The following is an 18,309-nucleotide window of genomic DNA, read 5'->3' on the forward strand; positions in this document are numbered from 1 at the left end:
AAAGAAACTGCAATGTTTTAAACACAATCATTGCGCAGATCAGAATATGTCATTCAGCATAACACCCACGCCGACACGCGTCTGATTAAAGTTATAGTCGATTAACGATTCGCCATAGCCACTGTATACCTGGGTATAGAGGCGCACATGTTTCGTCATCGGGTAACTTAACCCCACTTCTGCCCCGCCGTAACCGGTATTCCAGTTGTACTGGCCTTTAGCACTCAGCACCGCATCTCCCAGGTGATAGCCGATTTTAAGCTGATAGTAGCCCATATATTTAGTGATATCGGGGTTATCGCCGGTGCCGCCAACGACGTACCACGGTTTCACTTCCATCAGCCAGTTACCGTTTTGCGCCATCAGACGCGTATACAGGCGGTTCCAGCTCCGCGAAGTCGGATCGGAACGCCCGTTGGAGTTATGGTTATACCCCATCTCCACATCGCGCAGCGTCCAGCCTGCAAAGTGGTAATCCGTGGCAAAGCCGAGGAACAACTGCGGTTCGTAGTTAGTCTCACGAAACGGCGAGGACTCTTCGCTGTTGGACAACTGCCACCAGGATTTCTGCGTGTACGACGCCCCCAGCACCGAGTTTGGCCCAACAATCCCACGCCAGAACGGGAAGGCCAGGCTCAGCTGAAACTTCACTTCGTCTTTGCGCGCGTTTTCAGACCAGTTATAAGAGCTGATCGCTTCTTTGTTCAGATCGCTGGTATTGGTGTAGATCAGGTAGTTCGTATCATAAGGATAAAGCGTGAAGGGATTATCATGCACCTGCAACATGTTTGCGATAATACTGCCCTGTACCGCAGGCGCGTCATGAATTTCTTTCACTGTCGCTTCCTGCGCATATACAGCCAATGGCAGCATTGCTGCTGGTAATAACCAACCCAAAATCGCCCGCATCGGTCGTGTTCTCCTGAACGCAATAAGTGTTGAATGGTATAATTATCTGCCAGCCATTCTACATACTTACTTAATCCCTGTTTAGTTATCCTCTCTTAAAGTAGAAAACAACAAATAAGAAGCATAATATCAACATTTCATTAACCAACGGAGTGTCTGGATCGTATGTCTTCCGTACTTACCGCTGAGCAGGCCCTGAAACTGGTGGGCGAGATGTTTGTTTACCATATGCCTTTTAACCGGGCATTAGGACTGGAGCTGGAACGCTATGAAAAGGAGTTTGCCCAACTGGCCTTTAACAATCAGCCGATGATGGTAGGCAACTGGGCGCAAAGTATTTTACACGGCGGGGTGATCGCCTCCGCGCTGGACGTCGCCGCCGGACTGGTGTGCGTGGGCAGCACGCTGACCCGCCATGAGACCATCAGCGAAGACGAGCTACGCCAGCGCATGTCGCGTATGGGAACTATCGATCTGCGCGTTGACTACCTGCGCCCGGGCAGAGGCAACCGCTTCACCGCCACCAGCAGCCTGTTGCGCGCGGGCAATAAAGTCGCTGTGGCGCGTGTGGAACTGCACAACGAAGAACAGCTTTACATTGCCAGTGCGACCGCAACTTATATGGTGGGATAAAAACAGGTAAACTGTTGTTACATTTCTGATATGAGTTTTCCCGATGGATGCTAAGCAAACGCGGCAGGGCGTGTTACTCGCTCTTGCCGCCTATTTTATTTGGGGCATCGCACCCGCGTACTTCAAACTGATTTACTACGTGCCCGCAGACGAGATCCTGACGCACCGCGTGATCTGGTCATTTTTCTTTATGATCGCGCTGATGAGCATCAGCCGCCAGTGGTCTGGCGTTAAAACACTGCTGCAAACGCCGAAGAAAATTTTCATGCTGGCGCTGTCAGCCGTGCTGATCGGTGGAAACTGGCTGCTCTTTATCTGGGCGGTCAATAACCACCATATGCTGGAAGCCAGCCTCGGGTATTTTATTAACCCGCTGGTTAACATTCTGCTGGGAATGCTGTTCCTCGGCGAGCGCTTCCGTCGTATGCAGTGGCTGGCGGTGATTCTGGCGGCCTGCGGCGTACTGGTGCAGCTCTGGACCTTCGGCTCTCTGCCGGTCATCGCACTGGGGCTGGCGTTTAGCTTTGCGTTTTACGGCCTGGTACGTAAGAAGATTGCGGTTGAAGCACAAACGGGGATGCTGATCGAAACGCTGTGGCTATTGCCGGTCGCCGCGATTTATCTGTTTGGCATCGCGGATAGCCCAACCAGCCATATGGGGCAGAATCCGCTGTCGCTGAATCTGTTGCTGATTGCGGCAGGTATCGTCACCACGGTGCCGCTGCTGTGCTTTACCGGGGCGGCGACGCGCCTGCGCCTCTCCACGCTGGGTTTTTTCCAGTACATTGGCCCAACCCTGATGTTCCTGCTGGCCGTGACGTTCTATGGAGAAATACCGGGCGCCGATAAGATGGTGACGTTTGCCTTTATTTGGGTGGCGCTGGCGATTTTTGTGATGGATGCGATTTATACACAAAGACGCAAAGTTCGAGGATAAAAGCGTGCCGGTGGCGCGTCGCTTATCCGGCCTACGGGATCGGTAGNACGCGCCACCGGGCGCAATATTACAGCCAGTTCTTACGCTTGAAGTACAAATACGGCGCCAGACCCGCAAGGATCATAAAGATAATCGCGCCAGGGTAACCAAAGCTCCACTTCAGCTCCGGCATAAACTCAAAGTTCATCCCATAGCTGGACGCCACCAGCGTCGGCGGCAGGAATACCACGGATACCACCGAGAAGATCTTGATAATGCGGTTCTGCTCGATGTTGATGAAGCCCATCGCCGCCTGCATCAGGAAGTTCACCTTCTGGAACAGGGATTCGTTGTGCGGCAGCAGGGACTCGATATCGCGCAGGATCTCACGCGCCTGCTCCAGTTGCCCTCCCGGAAGACGCGCCTTGCGCACCAGGAAGTTAAGCGCGCGCTGGGTATCCATCAGACATAAGCGAACTTTCCAGCCGATATCTTCCAGCTCTGCCAGCGTAGAGAGCGCTTCGTCATATTCATCGCCCTGATGCCCTTCCATGATCACGCGGCTCAGTTCTTCCAGATCGCTGTAGATGTTTTCAATTTCATCCGCCAGCTGTTCGATTTTGGTTTCAAACAGGTCGAGCAGTAATTCATAGGCATTGCCGTCCACCATCGCCTGGTTACGGGCGCGCATACGGTACAAGCGGAAAGCGGGCAGTTCGCGTTCACGCAGCGTAAACAGGCGGCCATCGCGAATGGTGAATGCCACCGTGGAGTTACCGGCGTGGTCTTCCGCATCTTCGAAAAAGAAAAAGGAGTGGATGTGCAGCCCGTCTTCGTCTTCAAAGAAACGTGCGGATGCTTCGATGTCTTCCAGTTCAGGACGTGTCGCCAGGCTTTGGCCCAGTTCAGATTGTACGCGCAGTCGCTCGTCGTCGTCCGGTTCGACCAGGTCGACCCATACGGCATCAATCAGGGTTTGTGACTCTTCGACTTCCAGCCGGGTCAGTCGATTATTTTCCAGTTGAAATGCGCTCAGCATGACCGGGACTCCCAATGCTTAAAAATATCGGACAGTTCGGGTGGGCACACAGAAACAAATTGGGTTTCAGACCATTAAACAGCCTGACTCAGCGCGACGGGAAAAAGAGAAGGTCGCTGACAACCGCTAAGGCTATCAGCAAAAAGGGATAGCCTTAGGAGTTGATCCTGAATGACAGGATAATGAGCCAGCATCTACTGGGTGTGTCCAAGGCGAATGTCCTCTTAGCGTAATCGTGCGCGCATGTTACGCCAGCAAAAATTTGACGTCAACACGCAACGAAACGCGAAAAAGTAATAATTTCCCCTTATGCAAAAATGTTAGCAGAGGGGAGTTATTTATCTATGATATTCAGAATATTAACCGACAGATAGCCGGATGGCGGCTTCGCCTTATCCGGCCTACAAATCAAAATGTTACCCGGTCTGTAGGCCGGATAAGACGCGCCAGCGTCGCCATCCGGCAAAGCCAAACCGATTAAACCGTTTCCAGTCTGGCGTAGGCCGCTACCAGCCATTTGATCCCCTGCCCTTGGAATGCGACCTGTAACCGGCTGTGCTCGCCACTGCCTTCCAGATTAACGATCGTGCCTTCACCGAATTTCGGGTGACGCACGCGCTGTCCCAGCTTGTACCCGGTGTCGTTTTCCGCCATCGGGGTTCCCATCCGCTGGTGACTCACCGGACGACTGACCGTGGCACGCAGCCGCACTTCTTCCACACAGTCTTCCGGCAATTCGCCGATAAAGCGCGACGGGCGGTGGTAGACCTCTTTGCCATACAGACGGCGGGTTTCCGCATAGGTCAACGTCAGCTTCTGCATCGCGCGGGTTACGCCGACGTAGGCCAGGCGACGCTCTTCTTCAAGACGCCCGCCTTCATCCAGCGACATCTGGCTGGGGAACATCCCCTCTTCCATGCCGACGATGAACACCTGCGGAAACTCCAGCCCTTTCGCCGAGTGCAAGGTCATCAGTTGAACCGCATCCTGCCACGTATCCGCCTGCCCTTCGCCCGCTTCCAGCGCGGCGTGAGAGAGAAACGCCTGCAACGGCATCAGGTCTTCATCTTCTTCGTTGTAGCTGAACTGGCGCGTCGCCGTCACCAGTTCTTCTAAGTTCTCAATACGCGTCTGGCCTTTCTCGCCTTTTTCCTGCTCGTACATCATGCGCAGACCCGAGTCTTTAATCACCCGATCGGTCTGAACATGCAGCGGCATATCTGCCGTCTCCTGCGCCAGCGCGTCAATTAGCTCGATAAAGCGTTGCAGGGCGCTTGCGGCGCGGCCAGCCAGCGCTTTCTCCTGCAACAGCTCGCGGCACGCCTGCCACAAGGTTAACTGACGGTCGCGCGAGGTCTGGCGCACAACGTCCAGCGTGCGATCGCCAATACCGCGCGTCGGGGTGTTCACCACGCGCTCAAACGCCGCATCATCATTACGATTGGCGATCAGGCGCAGATAGGAGAGCGCATCTTTAATTTCCTGACGTTCGAAGAAGCGCATACCGCCATAAATACGGTACGGCATACTGGCCTGCAACAGCGCCTCTTCCAGCACGCGCGACTGGGCGTTGCTGCGATAGAGAATGGCGCACTGTTCCAGCGCCCCGCCGTTGTCCTGCCAGGTTTTGATGCGGTTAACGACAAAACGCGCCTCATCCAGCTCATTAAACGCGCAATACAGTGAAATCGGCTCGCCATCAATACCATCGGTCCACAGCTTTTTCCCCAGACGGCCATTGTTGTTTTCAATCAGGGTGTTCGCCGCGCTGAGGATGTTGCTGGTCGAGCGGTAATTCTGCTCCAGACGAATGGTTTCCGCGCCCGGGAAATCCTTGAGGAAACGCTGGATGTTCTCCACCTGCGCTCCGCGCCAGCCGTAAATAGACTGGTCATCATCGCCGACGATCATCACTTTGCCGGTATCGCCTGCCAGCAGACGGATCCACGCATACTGGATGTTGTTGGTATCCTGGAATTCGTCCACCAGGATATTGGTAAAACGTTCGCGGTAGTGCTGAAGGATATGCGGCTTGTTGAGCCACAGTTCATGCGCGCGCAGCAGCAGTTCGGCAAAGTCCACCAGCCCTGCGCGATCGCACGCTTCCTGATAGGCCTGGTAAACCTTCTGCCAGGTCTGCTCCACCGGGTTGCCGTAGCTCTGAATATGGTGCGGACGCAGACCTTCGTCTTTCTGGCTGTTGATGTACCACATTGCCTGACGCGGCGGCCACTGCTTCTCGTCAAGGTTCATCGCTTTAATAAGGCGCTTGAGCAGGCGCAGCTGATCTTCGCTGTCGAGGATCTGGAAATCCTGCGGCAGGTTGGCGTCCATATGGTGCGCGCGCAGCAGACGGTGCGCCAGACCGTGGAAGGTGCCGACCCACATCCCGCCCTGCGTGGTTCCCATTAACTGACCGATACGGTGGCGCATTTCCGCCGCCGCCTTATTGGTGAAGGTAACGGCCATAATGGAATAGGGTGAATTATTCTCTACGCTCAGCAGCCAGGCGATACGGTGCACCAGCACGCGGGTTTTGCCGCTCCCCGCTCCCGCCAGCACCAGCATGTTGCTACGTGGCGCAGCCACCGCTTCGCGCTGTTTATCATTAAGGCTTTCGAGCAGGTAAGAAACGTCCATTGGCACCGCCGCGTAAAAGTGTGTTGGGCGGATAAGCGCAGCGCCATCCGCCAAAAAGCTGGGTATATATACAATACTGCTGGTGATTATATCAGCGAGGTCAAAGATGCCAACCGTGAAATTTCGATATGCGGCAGTAAACGGCTGTCAGTGGTCTGCATCAGGTCGGCATTTTCTGGTTTGATCCAGCAGGCCTGCATTCCACAGCGGATCGCCCCGGCGACATCGGTCGTCAGATCGTCGCCGACGTGGAGGATCTCGCCGATCGGCATGTTGAGCTTCTCCGCCGCCAGAGAGTACATGTCGCTGAACGGTTTAGAGCGCCCGTCCGGGCCTGCGCGCAGCACAAATTCGAAGTAATCGCCCAGCCCAAACAGTTCCGGCTGCGCATTGCCGTTAGTAATGGCCACCAGCGGCCATTTTTTTGCAAGCCGCTTCAGCGTGTCATGCGTCACTTGCGGAACATCGATACAGCTGCGCCACTTTGCGAAATTGATCATCGCGGCGTTCGCCCCCGCCATTGCCTCTTCCGCTGACAGGCCCGCTTCCAGCATGGCGCGCTCCACGGCGCGATGACGCCATCGCGTCACATCATGATAAATTTCCGGCTCTGCTTCACGTACCGCCTGACGCAGGCGATACAGGTCGGCATTCTGCAATGTACGCAGCGCAGGATGGTAGTTTTGCACAAAGGTGAGCGCTTCCTGCTCGGTGCGCAGGATAACCGGACGGTTATCATAAAGGGTGTCATCCAGATCGAACGTGAGTGCTGAGATGTGTCCCAAAGGCCGGTAAAAACGCATTATTTCCCCCGTTTGGCGCGTGGATGCGCCGCATCGTACACCGAGGCCAGGTGTTGAAAATCAAGATGAGTATAGATTTGCGTGGTAGACAGATTGGCATGGCCTAACAGCTCCTGCACGCCGCGCAGGTCGCCGCTCGACTCCAGCATATGGGTCGCGAACGAGTGACGCAGTTTATGCGGATGGACATGGCTGTTCAGCCCTTGCTTAATGCCCCACTCCGCAAACCGTTTTTGTACATTGCGCGCGGAGATCCGTTTCCCGAGCTTCGAGAGAAACAGCGCATCGTCATCGCTGCCGAACAGGCCGCGCAGATCCAGCCAATGCTCAATCCACGCCACCGCATTGCGGCCAATGGGCAGACGCCGTTCTTTGCTGCCCTTCCCCATCACCCACACTTCGCCCGTATCGAGATCGAGGTGTTTGATGTCTAACCCCACCAGTTCAGACAAACGCAGCCCCGCGCCATACATCACTTCCAGCATCGCCCGATCGCGCACGGCAAGCGGATCGTTAAGGTCGATATCCAGCAGGCGGTTAATATCATCCACGTCGATATTTTTCGGCAGGTGGCGAGGCGCTTTCGGCGCAGAGATGCCTTTCGCCGGGTTGGCGTTGAGTTCACCCTTGCTCACCAGCCAGTCAAAGAAACTGCGTAAAGCAGAGAGGCGCAACGCCAGGCTGGCGGGCCCTAACCCTTTACGGCGGCTGCGTACCGCGAAAGCGCGCACCATCGCAGCGTCACATTGTTGCCAGCTTTGCAGACCGGTTTCTCCGGCTAAAGCGATAATGGCATCAAGCTGACGCTGATAGTTCAGTAGCGTGATGGGGCTAAGTTGCCGTTCTACGCCCAGGTAACGCAAGAAGCGCGCAACGTCCTGAGAAAGCGATAATTCGGTCATACACGTTCAATCCAGCGCTCCAGCAGTTCCGGCAACATCAAGGCGATTTCTTGCAGTAACTGTGTCCCCTGCCCCTGCTGGTAATGATGCACATCGCGGCTACTGAAGAGTATGACCCCCAGATCGCCATCGCGCCCCAGCATCGACATCGCCACCGAGCCAATCGCTTTGGCTTCAGGCAGCACCACCAGCAGTTCCGGGCCATTCAATGGGCCAAGATAGTGTTGCGCCTGCCCCAGACGCTGGATACGCAGCGGTTCAAAGGCCTGACGGCTTAACGCCAGATGGGTATGATTCGACGGCGCGCCGAGTCGCCAGCGATCGGGAAACAGCCGGATGGTCGCGCCCGCCAGCCCCAGCTCCCGCGCCCAGCGATGAAAACGCATCAGCATTTCATCCAGGCTACTGGCGGAAACCAGCCGTCCCTGCAAATGCAGCAGACGGTAGAACAGGCTTTCGTTGGCATTCGCCTGTTCCATTAGCAGCGTCATATTCTCTTCAAGAACATGGATATGATTCCGGGCGCGGGCCATGTGCCACTCAACAAGCGACACCGTCCCCCGCACGGGATGCGGAACGCGCATCGCCTCAACGGCGCGCGCATTACGGATAAAAAACTCAGGGTTACGCAGTAGATAATCGACGACCGCCCGGTCGTCCAGTTCCATCTGTGTTTCCTGTAGTTCTTCCCCTGGTTGCTTCATAGATGAATAAATCCGTCGTAGACATGTGCCGCCGGGCCAGTCATATACAACGGATGACCCGGGCCTTTCCAGGCGATATCAAGGCGACCGCCAGGTAATTCCACGCGTACTTCTTCTGCCAGCAAACCCTGCTGAATGCCCACCGCAACGGCGGCGCATGCGCCGCTGCCGCAGGCCTGAGTTTCTCCTGCCCCACGTTCATAAACGCGTAATCGGATATGCTCGCGCTTCACAACCTGCATAAACCCAATATTCGCTCGTTCTGGAAAACGTTCATGGCTTTCCAGAACCGGTCCCAGCGTTTCGACTGCCGCCGTGTCGATATTATCGACCTGAATCACGCAGTGCGGGTTCCCCATTGAAACCACGCCGCACAATATTGTCTGCTCGGCCGCTCGCATAATATAGGTCTTTTCCGCTTTGTTGGCGCGAAAAGGAACCTGCGCGGGTTCAAAGTTTGGCTCACCCATGTTCACCCGCACCAGTTCATCATCAGTGACACTCAGCACCATCCGGCCATTGGCCGTGCTGACGCGGATATCGCGCTTATTGGTCAGTCCTTTCAGACGCACAAATCGCGCAAAGCAGCGGGCGCCGTTACCGCACTGCGACACTTCGCTGCCATCGGCGTTGAAGATGCGGTAATGAAAATCCAGTTCAGGATCGTAAGGAGGCTCGACAACCAAAAGCTGGTCGAACCCCACGCCCAGATGCCTGTCTGACAGGCGGCGGATCAACTCCGGCGAGAAAAAGACATTCTGCGTTACCGCGTCGACGACCATAAAATCGTTGCCAAGGCCATGCATTTTAGAGAATTGCATCATTCACTCCATTTACGCGGGGACAGAAACGTACCGTCAATAGTTCACCTGAGAAGGGCCGTCTCCCGTAGCGCGATCGTTTTGATCGGGCGTCGTCGATTGGATTTGCGAATCAACCTCATGCGTCGGCGGCGGCGCGTTTTTGTCAGCAGGTGGAAAATAGAGCGGGCCTTTCAGACCGCAGCCGGTCAGGCTGAACAGAGTGAGAAGTACAGCGAGTGCCTGAAACACATTTTTCATTATGGATTGCCTGTAAGTTCATGCTTTCTGTTTTCTATCATCGCAGGAGAAGACGTAAAAGCAAGAGTTGGCTGAAAACTGCATCATGAATTCTTCCAGGTTATACTGCCGCCATCACGTAAAAAACGGGAAACAACAATGAACGACAGTGAATTTCATCGCCTCGCAGACACCCTGTGGATGACCATTGAAGAACGTCTGGACGACTGGGACGGCGACAGCGATATCGACTGCGAAATCAACGGCGGCGTGCTAACCATTACCTTTGAGAACGGCAGCAAAATCATCATCAACCGTCAGGAGCCGCTGCACCAGGTATGGCTGGCGACCAAACAGGGCGGCTACCATTTTGACCTGAAAGGCGACGAATGGATTTGCGATCGCAGCGGCGAAACCTTCTGGGATCTGCTGGAGCAGGCCGCGACACAACAGGCTGGAGAAGCGGTGAGCTTCCGCTAAGTTTTATTGCCGGATGGCGCTGCGCTTATCCGGCCTACGTATCTCGCGTCATTTGTAACACCGCCACCCGGCATCATGTTCACGAGAAATACTGCTGCAACAGCGGCGCGTCGTTGTCCTGGTTTGCCGGTGGCACGGCGCTGATGGGCTGGGTACGGAACGGAATGACCTGCTCGCGACCATCGGTATTCACAATCTGGTAGAACTGCGGCAGGTTGAAGTTGATGAAGCTGGAGCCGTAGGTGAAGCGATCGTGCGACGACGAATAGAAGCGGCTCACGTCGCGTACCAGCTCTTCTTTGCTGCCTTCGCAGTGGTGATACACTTCCGCCCGGTTACTCTCGTCCAGAATATAAATATTAAAGCCTTTCTCATCGCCGGTTTCTTCAAAGAAGAACTGGATGATCCCTTCGCTGGCGAACCCATCCACCACCGACGGTAATTTCACATGGTTGGTCTCAACCTGAACGGAAAGTCCGTGAAGTTTGTTGTGCGAAATCGCGCCGTAAAACTCAATGGCGTTTTCCAGTTTCTGCACCGAAACATTCAGGCGCTCGAAGAACAGCCCCCAGGTTTGGCCCGAAACGCGCAGCGCTTTAAAACGTCCGGTTTCCTGGCGGGTGCTGGAGAGACGCAGTTCAATGCACTCGGAGACCAGTTGCTGTACGCGGGTGCGGATCAGGCCGCGCAGATGCTGGCTATAGCAGAACACTTCCACACTGTCCGGCGGCGCGGCATCCTGGTGCATTTTACCGAGAATCGTTTTCAGCGCTTCAATCATCGCCTGTTCGCCGTTGAAGTGCAGGGTACGCACTTCGTTCCACGAGTTGCGATACAACAGGTCGACACTGCCGACCAGGCAGTTTTGCTCTTCGCCAAAGCTGAAGACATCCAGCTTACGGAAATCGAAATGCACCACCTGATTGCGGAACGCCGCCGTCGGGTCATATTCAAGGTTAACGATGATCGCCAGATGGCGAATTTCACACGGACTGTAGAGCGCTTTCGGCGTTGGCGCAGGCAAACGCAGCGGGAAATGGTGCGACACATCGGCCACCATCTCCTGCAACTTAGGCAGGTCCACAATGCCGTTGCCCTTAATAAAAAGGTGGGTACGCGACGTCAGCAAACCGTTAAACCAGGCCCACGCCACCAGTTTGTTCAGGTAGCGGTTATATTCCAGCGGCTGATGGCTGATGATCGAATCCATGTTCGGCGCACGGTTGTAGAGATACCAGCCAGAACGGTTGGCCCGGCCCGGCGGCACATGGATAAAGGTTAGGTTCGGTTCGGAGAGATCCGGTGAAATCTGCGGGTTCACCAGCGTCACTTTGCCCGGCAGGGCTTCAAATGCGGCATACAGTTTACGCGTCAGCACGCCAATATCCTGCGGGCTGGCGCTAACGCTGAGATTGTTACGGCGGGCAAAACGGATCAGATTACGATAGCTCTGCATCATGGCGTCGAGCAGTTCGTTATGCGCTTCGCGTACCTGATCGATCTTCCAGTTCGCCCGGTTGTCGAGCATTGTCAGACGGGCGTCGTCCCATCCCCACTCGTTCACTAACTGACTTAACACTTCACGACGCCAGCCAACGCAGGCGCGTTCACGGCTCAGTTTCTCACACACTTTTAAGTAGAAACATCGACGGACTAAATCAAGACGCGTCGGATCTTCGATAGCCGTGAGGTATTCGGTCACGCGTTCCAGCATCATGCAATACGGGTCGAGACCAAACGAAACGATCTCGCCGTCATGCAGGCGCTGTTTAATGTCTTTCGCCAACAGGCGCGGATTGGGATATTCCCAGGAGTAGGCTTCCAGCAGCAGCGTTTTCAGCACCGCTTTGTACGGGGAATCGATACTCTTGTACAACTGCCAGAGGCTGGCGCCAAAGTACTCTTCGGCGGAGAGCGAGCTTAATCCGCCCAGATCCAGCCATTCGTTTGGCGTGAGGACACCCTGCGCGTAAAGCGTCATGACGTAGTCGTCGTAATGCTCTTCTTCGTCGCACGGCACCATATTCCACAGAATACGCTTACCGGCCAGACGCACAGCGGTGCGATAAAATTCGTCGAGCAGCAGGATGTGCTGCGTCGAGCCGCAGTCTTCACCACCCAGACTGCCGCTTTCATTATGGCGGAAACGGTTTTCGTCGATCAGGAAGAAGCTGACTTCCACGCCCAGCGAAGCGGCCCAGCTTTCCAGCAGGCTGCATTTACGTTGCAGCAACTGGCGCTCTTCGCTATCAAGCCAGGACTGGTGGCAGACCCAGATATCCAGGTCAGAAGAACAGCTTTGCCCTACTGAAGATGTACTGCCCATTGAGTACACGCCGGTGATCGGCAGCTCGCCTTTCGGCGGGTCCTGCGTGGACATTCCCCGGTACAGTTCAAGTTCATTCAGGTAGTGGCGTTGGGTTTCATCAGGCGTGTAAAAGCATATGCCCTTGGGAACGTTACCGTCGAGGTAACCCGGCATCAGCGGATTATGGTAGTGCAATAATGTCGGCAGCAGACTGTATACCTGCTGGAAGGCAGGGCCCATGGCAGCAAGCGCGCGATCCACACGCAATTGATTGATGGCATCCAGTCTCTGTTTCAAAGTCTCAATATAGAGGTACAAGACGTATCGCCTGATGTTGCTACCCGTCATGCGTCTGATTGCCATCGCGAGTGCGGACAACCAAACCATTCGGGATAAACCGTATGTCAAAAATAACCGTTACCTTTTTCATCCTTCTCCCCATTAAGGGGTAAAGACGAAAAAATGGTCTAAAACGTGATCAATTTAACACCTTGCTCATTGACCGTAAAGAAAGATGCACTACATACAAGTGTAGCACCGTTAGCTGCGTGTAAATTCCTTAATACGGTCAGGCGGTTTCTCGTCATTATTCACTGCCAGTCGCGACGCCGCGCCTGATCCTCTTACTCACCTTTGACCGTAACACTGACATCCCACTTGTAAGGATGTTAGGATGGTCCACGGACGATAATGACGGTAACAAGCATGTTAGACAATGTTTTAAGAATTGCCACACGCCAAAGCCCCCTTGCGCTCTGGCAGGCACATTATGTCAAAGACGCGTTGATAGCACAGCATCCGGGACTGGTCGTGGAACTGGTACCGATGGTAACGCGCGGCGACGTGATTCTGGACACCCCTCTGGCAAAAGTGGGCGGTAAGGGCTTGTTTGTAAAAGAGCTGGAAGTCGCGCTGCTGGAAAAGCGCGCCGATATCGCCGTGCATTCGATGAAAGATGTGCCGGTAGAATTCCCGCAAGGGCTTGGCCTGGTCACGATTTGCGAACGCGAAGATCCACGCGATGCTTTCGTCTCGAACCAATACAACAATCTGGATGAACTGCCCGCAGGCAGCATCGTCGGCACATCAAGTTTGCGTCGCCAGTGCCAGTTGGCCGAGCGTCGCCCGGATCTCGTCATCCGCTCGCTGCGCGGCAACGTCGGCACACGCCTGAGCAAGCTCGATAACGGTGATTATGACGCAATTATCCTGGCGGTTGCCGGGTTAAAACGGTTAGGTCTGACGTCGCGTATTCGCACCGCGCTGCCTCCCGAAATCTCTCTCCCTGCCGTAGGGCAAGGCGCAGTGGGCATTGAATGCCGACTGGATGACGCACGTACTCAGGCGCTGTTAGCGCCGCTGAATCATGAAGAAACCGCGCTACGTGTAAAAGCCGAACGCGCCATGAACACCCGCCTGGAAGGGGGCTGTCAGGTGCCGATTGGCAGCTATGCTGAAATCATTGATGGTGAAGTCTGGCTGCGTGCGCTGGTTGGCGCGCCTGACGGTTCGCTGATGATTCGCGGAGAACGTCGCGGATTGCCGCAGGACGCCGCGCAAATGGGCATTTCCCTGGCGGAAGAGCTGCTGGAAAACGGCGCCCGCACGATTCTGACCGAGGTTTATAACGGAGAAGCGCCCGCATGAGTATTCTGGTCACCCGCCCGTCTCCCTCCGGGGAAGAGTTAGTGAGCCGTCTGCGCACACTGGGGCAGGTGGCCTGGAGTTTTCCGCTTATTGAGTTTACGCCGGGCCGGGAACTGGTAACGCTTGCCGATCGCCTGGCGGCGCTCACGGACAACGATCTGGTGTTCGCCCTCTCGCAACACGCCGTCGCCTTTGCCCACGCCCAACTGCAACAGCAGGGGCTGGGCTGGCCTGTGCAGCCACGCTACTTCGCCATCGGGCGCACAACGGCGCTGGCGTTGCATACCGTTAGCGGATGCGATATTCGCTATCCTCTGGATCGGGAAATCAGCGAAGTCTTGCTACAATTACCTGAATTACAAAATATTGCGGGAAAACGAGCGCTTATTTTACGGGGCAACGGTGGGCGTGAACTGTTAGGCAAAACCCTCACAGAACGCGGCGCTGAAGTCACCTTTTGTGAATGTTATCAACGCAGTGCAAAACATTACGATGGCGCGGAAGAGGCGATGCGCTGGCACTCTCGCGGCGTGACGACGATTGTTGTCACCAGCGGTGAAATGCTGCAACAGCTCTGGTCGCTGATCCCGCAGTGGTATCGTGAGCACTGGTTACTACGCTGTCGGCTGCTGGTCGTCAGTGAGCGTCTGGCGCACCTCGCCCGGGAACTGGGCTGGCAAGATATTAAGGTCGCTGATAACGCCGACAACGATGCGCTACTGCGCGCATTACAATAACTCTCATAATGGGATGCCATAATGACGGAACAAGAAAAATCCTCCGCCGTGGTTGAAGAGACCAGGGAGGCCGTGGAAACCACGCCGCAGCCAGTCAATGCAGAAAAGAAGAGTAAGAACGGCGCCGCGCTGGTATTGAGTGCGGTGGCAATCGCCATTGCCCTGGCCGCGGGCGTCGGTCTGTATGGCTGGGGAAAGCAGCAGGCCGTTAAACAAACGGCCACCAGCGATGCGCTGGTTAACCAACTTACGGCGCTGCAAAAAGCCCAGGAAAGCCAAAAAGCGGAGCTGGAAGGCATTATCAAACAGCAGGCGACACAACTGGATGATGCAAATCGCCAACAGGCCGCGCTGGCGAAACAGCTGGATGAAGTGCAACAGAAAGTCGCGACGATCTCCGGCAGCGATGCCAAAACCTGGCTGCTGGCGCAATCTGATTTTCTGGTCAAACTCGCCGGACGTAAATTGTGGAGCGATCAGGATGTCACCACCGCTGCGGCGCTGCTCAAAAGCGCGGATGCCAGCCTGGCGGATATGAACGACCCCAGTCTGATCGCCGCGCGCCGCGCCATTACCGATGATATTGCCAGCCTGTCGGCGGTGGCGCAGGTGGACTACGACGGCATTATCCTCAAAGTGAACCAGCTCTCTAACCAGATTGATAACCTGCGTCTGGCCGATAACGACACCGACGATTCGCCAATGGACTCCGACAGCAGCGAGCTGTCCAGCTCGATCAGCGAATGGCGCGTTAATCTGCAAAAAAGCTGGCAGAACTTTATGGACAGCTTTATTACCATTCGCCGTCGTGATGACACCGCCGTCCCGCTGCTGGCGCCGAACCAGGACGTTTACTTACGTGAAAACATCCGCTCCCGCCTGTTAGTGGCGGCGCAAGCCGTGCCGCGTCATCAGGAAGAGACTTACCGTCAGGCGCTGGATAATGTCTCCACCTGGGTACGCGCGTACTACGACACCGACGACGCAACGACCAAAGCGTTCCTTGATGACGTGGATAAACTGAGTCAACAGAGCATCACGATGGACGTGCCGGAGACGTTACAGAGCCAGCCGATTCTTGAAAAACTGATGCAGACTCGCGTGCGTAACCTGCTGGCGCAGCCGGCGGCGGCCACGACCGAAGCGGCTCAGGCCCCTGCTCCGCAGGCAGAAGCACCGGCAGCCGCGCCGCAAGGAGAATAATGATGCTGAAAGTATTATTGCTCTTTGTGTTGTTGATCGCCGGTATCGTCATAGGCCCAATGATCGCCGGTCATCAGGGCTATGTTCTGATCCAGACCGATAATTACAACATTGAGACCAGCGTAACGGGGCTGGTGATCATCCTGATCGTTATGATGGTCATTCTGTTCGCCATTGAGTGGCTGCTGCGACGCGTTTTCCGCACCGGCGCGCACACTCGCGGCTGGTTTGTCGGGCGTAAACGCCGCCGCGCACGTAAGCAGACCGAACAGGCGCTGCTTAAGCTGGCGGAAGGCGATTACCAGCAGGTTGAGAAGCTGATGGCGAAGAATGCCGATCACGCTGAACAGCCGGTGGTGAACTATCTGCTGGCCGCCGAAGCCGCGCAGCAGCGTGGTGACGAAGCGCGCGCTAATCAGCATCTGGAACGTGCCGCTGAACTGGCGGGCAATGACACGATTCCGGTGGAGATCGCCCGCGTACGTCTGCAACTGGCGCGCAACGAGAATCATGCGGCGCGTCACGGCGTGGATAAACTGCTGGAAGTTACCCCGCGTCATCCAGAAGTGCTGCGCCTGGCGGAACAGGCTTACATCCGCACCGGAGCATGGAGTTCACTGCTGGACATCATCCCATCAATGGCGAAGGCCAACGTCGGCGATGAAGAACATCGCGCCATGCTGGAACAGCAGGCCTGGATTGGGCTGATGGATCAGGCGCGAGCCGATCAGGGCAGCGAAGGATTACGCGAATGGTGGAAGAACCAGAGCCGTAAAACTCGCCACCAGGTTCCACTGCAAGTGGCAATGGCAGAGCATCTGATTGAGTGTGACGATCACGATATGGCGCAGCAGATCATCATCGACGGCCTGAAGCGCCAGTATGACGACCGCCTGGTTCTGCCGATCCCGCGCCTGAAAACCAACAACCCGGAGCAGCTGGAAAAAGTGCTGCGCCAGCAGATTAAAACCGTTGGCGATCGCCCGCTACTGTGGAGCACGCTGGGTCAGTCATTGATGAAGCATGGCGAATGGCAGGAGGCTACGTTCGCTTTCCGCGCCGCGCTCAAGCAACGCCCTGACGCCTACGACTACGCCTGGCTCGCCGATGCGCTGGACCGGTTGCATCAGCCGGAAGAAGCGGCCACCATGCGCCGCGACGGTCTTATGCTGACCTTGCAGAACAATCCTCCGCAGTAATTCCCATTGCCCGGTGACGCTACGCTTACCGGGCCTGCCAGGTCACCGTAGGCCGGATAAAGCGAAGCCGCCATCCGGCAGTTCTCTTCCGCTTCCCCATAAAAAAACGCCTGCTCAAATGAGCAGGCGTCAAAACAGGTCTGTATGACAACATAAATGGGTGCTTCACTCAACGTTATGTCCATGGTGTTTGATGAGGCGTAAGCGACATCTGTCTGTGGACGATAAGCACCGTAAACGGCTCTGCATCATTCCTGAGTTTATGAGGCACTAAGGCGAACATAAGAGATGGAATGAGCATCTACAGGGATATTATTGCACATTGCATGCCAGGATTGCACCGCCAAAAATAAGGATTCAGACTTTTTAACGTATCAGGCCATTCGCGGCTCTGCGGCGGTTTCTGCCAACCTTCTTCGCCATAAAAATCCCCTCTTTGTCTCTGAACGGAGACAAATAACACGCAACACCGATAATTATTGATAAATCATGGCATTAGACGTCACCAGATAGCGACAACAGAAGCCTGGAATGTCTCAACATTGCGACAGTGATACAGGGGATCGGGAAAGAAGAGGAAGAAGAGATGAAAACAAAAAACCCCGCCGAAGCGGGGTTCAAAATTGGTCGGCGAGAGAGGATTCGAACCTCCGACCCACTGGTCCCAAACCAGTTGCGCTACCAAGCTGCGCTACTCGCCGATGTACTGCTTTTTTTGAATTTTTAGTTCAACTCTTTAAGTCGTGGTGCGAGGGGGGGGACTTGAACCCCCACGTCCGTAAGGACACTAACACCTGAAGCTAGCGCGTCTACCAATTCCGCCACCTTCGCATTTCACAACTTTTAATAATGGGGTGGCTAATGGGATTCGAACCCACGACAACTGGAATCACAATCCAGGGCTCTACCAACTGAGCTATAGCCACCACTGAAATCTTTTACGCGGTATTAAAACCACCGCAGCTCCAGCACCGGGTAAATGGTGCGCCCGACAGGATTCGAACCTGAGACCTCTGCCTCCGGAGGGCAGCGCTCTATCCAGCTGAGCTACGGGCGCTTAGCGCCGTTGCGGGGGTGGATAATACGGACTTCCCACCCCTCTGTCTAGTGCCTTTTTAAATAAAATGCGTGTTTGGTTACGCTTTGCGC

Annotated in this window: 17 protein-coding genes and 4 tRNA genes; 7 read left to right on the plus strand and 14 right to left on the minus strand. The window is 55.3% G+C overall.

Annotated elements, in window-relative coordinates; all coding sequences use genetic code 11:
- Positions 1 to 39: 39 nt before the first annotated feature.
- Positions 40 to 909, minus strand: a complete 870-nt coding sequence (pldA, locus tag OGV79_RS04045; protein WP_012131163.1) for a phospholipase A — start codon at positions 907 to 909, stop codon at positions 40 to 42.
- A 165-nt stretch (positions 910 to 1,074) separates the two neighbouring features.
- On the opposite strand from pldA, the gene yigI reads away from it, so the two are divergent.
- Both yigI and rarD read left to right on the plus strand, forming a co-directional pair.
- Positions 1,075 to 1,542, plus strand: coding sequence for an acyl-CoA thioesterase YigI (yigI, locus tag OGV79_RS04050; protein ID WP_024130101.1), 468 nt, complete (start codon positions 1,075 to 1,077; stop codon positions 1,540 to 1,542).
- Between the two features lie 43 nt (positions 1,543 to 1,585).
- Positions 1,586 to 2,479: an EamA family transporter RarD gene (gene rarD, locus OGV79_RS04055; RefSeq protein ID WP_047459986.1), complete on the plus strand. Its 894-nt coding sequence runs from the start codon at positions 1,586 to 1,588 to the stop codon at positions 2,477 to 2,479.
- A 67-nt stretch (positions 2,480 to 2,546) separates the two neighbouring features.
- On the opposite strand, the gene corA is transcribed toward rarD, so the two are convergent.
- The 8 genes from corA to lptM form a co-directional block, all read right to left on the minus strand.
- Complete coding sequence (gene corA / locus OGV79_RS04060; RefSeq protein ID WP_012131160.1) at positions 2,547 to 3,497, minus strand: magnesium/cobalt transporter CorA; 951 nt, start codon at positions 3,495 to 3,497, stop codon at positions 2,547 to 2,549.
- Positions 3,498 to 3,651: 154 nt separating this feature from the next.
- Positions 3,652 to 3,708: a YsgD/CorL family protein gene (gene ysgD, locus OGV79_RS04065; RefSeq protein WP_213164972.1), complete on the minus strand. Its 57-nt coding sequence runs from the start codon at positions 3,706 to 3,708 to the stop codon at positions 3,652 to 3,654.
- Between the two features lie 266 nt (positions 3,709 to 3,974).
- The gene (gene uvrD, locus OGV79_RS04070) at positions 3,975 to 6,137 is read right to left on the minus strand and encodes a DNA helicase II (protein WP_110494856.1); all 2,163 of its coding nucleotides are present in this window, start codon (positions 6,135 to 6,137) and stop codon (positions 3,975 to 3,977) included.
- A gap of 86 nt (positions 6,138 to 6,223) precedes the next feature.
- A complete protein-coding gene (gene yigB / locus OGV79_RS04075; protein WP_110494857.1) occupies positions 6,224 to 6,940 on the minus strand; it encodes a 5-amino-6-(5-phospho-D-ribitylamino)uracil phosphatase YigB in 717 nt (238 codons plus the stop codon).
- Positions 6,940 to 7,842: a tyrosine recombinase XerC gene (xerC, locus tag OGV79_RS04080; RefSeq protein WP_110494858.1), complete on the minus strand. Its 903-nt coding sequence runs from the start codon at positions 7,840 to 7,842 to the stop codon at positions 6,940 to 6,942. The genes yigB and xerC overlap by 1 nt, the downstream gene beginning before the upstream one ends.
- Complete coding sequence (locus OGV79_RS04085) at positions 7,839 to 8,546, minus strand: DUF484 domain-containing protein (protein ID WP_012131155.1); 708 nt, start codon at positions 8,544 to 8,546, stop codon at positions 7,839 to 7,841. Before OGV79_RS04085 ends, xerC begins: the two co-directional genes overlap by 4 nt.
- Positions 8,543 to 9,367 carry a diaminopimelate epimerase gene (gene dapF, locus OGV79_RS04090; RefSeq protein ID WP_024130100.1) on the minus strand — a complete coding sequence of 275 codons (825 nt, stop codon included), beginning with the start codon at positions 9,365 to 9,367 and terminating at the stop codon, positions 8,543 to 8,545. Before dapF ends, OGV79_RS04085 begins: the two co-directional genes overlap by 4 nt.
- Positions 9,368 to 9,403: 36 nt before the next feature.
- The gene (lptM, locus tag OGV79_RS04095) at positions 9,404 to 9,607 is read right to left on the minus strand and encodes an LPS translocon maturation chaperone LptM (protein WP_012131153.1); all 204 of its coding nucleotides are present in this window, start codon (positions 9,605 to 9,607) and stop codon (positions 9,404 to 9,406) included.
- Positions 9,608 to 9,745: 138 nt separating this feature from the next.
- Here lptM and cyaY point away from each other — a divergent pair, with 138 nt between their 5' ends.
- A complete protein-coding gene (gene cyaY / locus OGV79_RS04100) occupies positions 9,746 to 10,066 on the plus strand; it encodes an iron donor protein CyaY (RefSeq protein ID WP_047459992.1) in 321 nt (106 codons plus the stop codon).
- A gap of 79 nt (positions 10,067 to 10,145) precedes the next feature.
- Here the strand turns inward: cyaY and cyaA are convergent, their stop codons facing one another.
- Entirely contained in the window at positions 10,146 to 12,692 is a 2,547-nt protein-coding gene (gene cyaA / locus OGV79_RS04105; RefSeq protein ID WP_071258135.1) for a class I adenylate cyclase, read from the minus strand.
- A gap of 387 nt (positions 12,693 to 13,079) precedes the next feature.
- On the opposite strand from cyaA, the gene hemC reads away from it, so the two are divergent.
- From hemC to hemY, 4 genes are read left to right on the plus strand one after another with little or no spacing between them, the layout of a single operon-like run.
- Positions 13,080 to 14,021, plus strand: coding sequence for a hydroxymethylbilane synthase (hemC, locus tag OGV79_RS04110; protein ID WP_146235388.1), 942 nt, complete (start codon positions 13,080 to 13,082; stop codon positions 14,019 to 14,021).
- Positions 14,018 to 14,758 (plus strand): uroporphyrinogen-III synthase, encoded by a 741-nt coding sequence (gene hemD, locus OGV79_RS04115; RefSeq protein WP_110494860.1) that lies wholly within the window; start codon positions 14,018 to 14,020, stop codon positions 14,756 to 14,758. The genes hemC and hemD overlap by 4 nt, the downstream gene beginning before the upstream one ends.
- Before the next feature lie 21 nt (positions 14,759 to 14,779).
- The gene (gene hemX, locus OGV79_RS04120) at positions 14,780 to 15,961 is read left to right on the plus strand and encodes a uroporphyrinogen-III C-methyltransferase (RefSeq protein WP_012131148.1); all 1,182 of its coding nucleotides are present in this window, start codon (positions 14,780 to 14,782) and stop codon (positions 15,959 to 15,961) included.
- Between the two features lie 2 nt (positions 15,962 to 15,963).
- On the plus strand, positions 15,964 to 17,160 hold the full coding sequence (gene hemY, locus OGV79_RS04125; protein WP_047460000.1) for a protoheme IX biogenesis protein HemY: 1,197 nt from the start codon (positions 15,964 to 15,966) through the stop codon (positions 17,158 to 17,160).
- Positions 17,161 to 17,784: 624 nt separating this feature from the next.
- On the opposite strand, the gene OGV79_RS04130 is transcribed toward hemY, so the two are convergent.
- The 4 genes from OGV79_RS04130 to OGV79_RS04145 all read right to left on the minus strand — a co-directional run bounded on the left by OGV79_RS04130 (position 17,785) and on the right by OGV79_RS04145 (position 18,217).
- Positions 17,785 to 17,861: transfer RNA gene (locus OGV79_RS04130), tRNA-Pro, on the minus strand.
- A 43-nt stretch (positions 17,862 to 17,904) separates the two neighbouring features.
- Positions 17,905 to 17,991, minus strand: a tRNA-Leu gene (locus OGV79_RS04135).
- Between the two features lie 19 nt (positions 17,992 to 18,010).
- Positions 18,011 to 18,086 (minus strand) — tRNA-His (locus tag OGV79_RS04140).
- A 54-nt stretch (positions 18,087 to 18,140) separates the two neighbouring features.
- Positions 18,141 to 18,217 (minus strand) — tRNA-Arg (locus tag OGV79_RS04145).
- Positions 18,218 to 18,309 lie beyond the last annotated feature (92 nt).

The sequence above is a fragment of the Citrobacter sp. CK185 genome (assembly GCF_030333565.1).
In the GTDB taxonomy this organism is placed as follows: domain Bacteria; phylum Pseudomonadota; class Gammaproteobacteria; order Enterobacterales; family Enterobacteriaceae; genus Citrobacter_B; species Citrobacter_B koseri.

Excerpts from the sequence above, each read along its gene's own strand:
- pldA (WP_012131163.1), bottom strand. The coding sequence starts at position 909 with ATGCGGGCGATTTTGGGTTGGTTATTACCAGCAGCAATGCTGCCATTG.
- yigI (WP_024130101.1), top strand. The coding sequence starts at position 1,075 with ATGTCTTCCGTACTTACCGCTGAGCAGGCCCTGAAACTGGTGGGCGAG.
- rarD (WP_047459986.1), top strand. The coding sequence starts at position 1,586 with ATGGATGCTAAGCAAACGCGGCAGGGCGTGTTACTCGCTCTTGCCGCC.
- corA (WP_012131160.1), bottom strand. The coding sequence starts at position 3,497 with ATGCTGAGCGCATTTCAACTGGAAAATAATCGACTGACCCGGCTGGAA.
- uvrD (WP_110494856.1), bottom strand. The coding sequence starts at position 6,137 with ATGGACGTTTCTTACCTGCTCGAAAGCCTTAATGATAAACAGCGCGAA.
- yigB (WP_110494857.1), bottom strand. The coding sequence starts at position 6,940 with ATGCGTTTTTACCGGCCTTTGGGACACATCTCAGCACTCACGTTCGAT.
- xerC (WP_110494858.1), bottom strand. The coding sequence starts at position 7,842 with ATGACCGAATTATCGCTTTCTCAGGACGTTGCGCGCTTCTTGCGTTAC.
- OGV79_RS04085 (WP_012131155.1), bottom strand. The coding sequence starts at position 8,546 with ATGAAGCAACCAGGGGAAGAACTACAGGAAACACAGATGGAACTGGAC.
- dapF (WP_024130100.1), bottom strand. The coding sequence starts at position 9,367 with ATGCAATTCTCTAAAATGCATGGCCTTGGCAACGATTTTATGGTCGTC.
- lptM (WP_012131153.1), bottom strand. The coding sequence starts at position 9,607 with ATGAAAAATGTGTTTCAGGCACTCGCTGTACTTCTCACTCTGTTCAGC.
- cyaY (WP_047459992.1), top strand. The coding sequence starts at position 9,746 with ATGAACGACAGTGAATTTCATCGCCTCGCAGACACCCTGTGGATGACC.
- hemC (WP_146235388.1), top strand. The coding sequence starts at position 13,080 with ATGTTAGACAATGTTTTAAGAATTGCCACACGCCAAAGCCCCCTTGCG.
- hemD (WP_110494860.1), top strand. The coding sequence starts at position 14,018 with ATGAGTATTCTGGTCACCCGCCCGTCTCCCTCCGGGGAAGAGTTAGTG.
- hemX (WP_012131148.1), top strand. The coding sequence starts at position 14,780 with ATGACGGAACAAGAAAAATCCTCCGCCGTGGTTGAAGAGACCAGGGAG.
- hemY (WP_047460000.1), top strand. The coding sequence starts at position 15,964 with ATGCTGAAAGTATTATTGCTCTTTGTGTTGTTGATCGCCGGTATCGTC.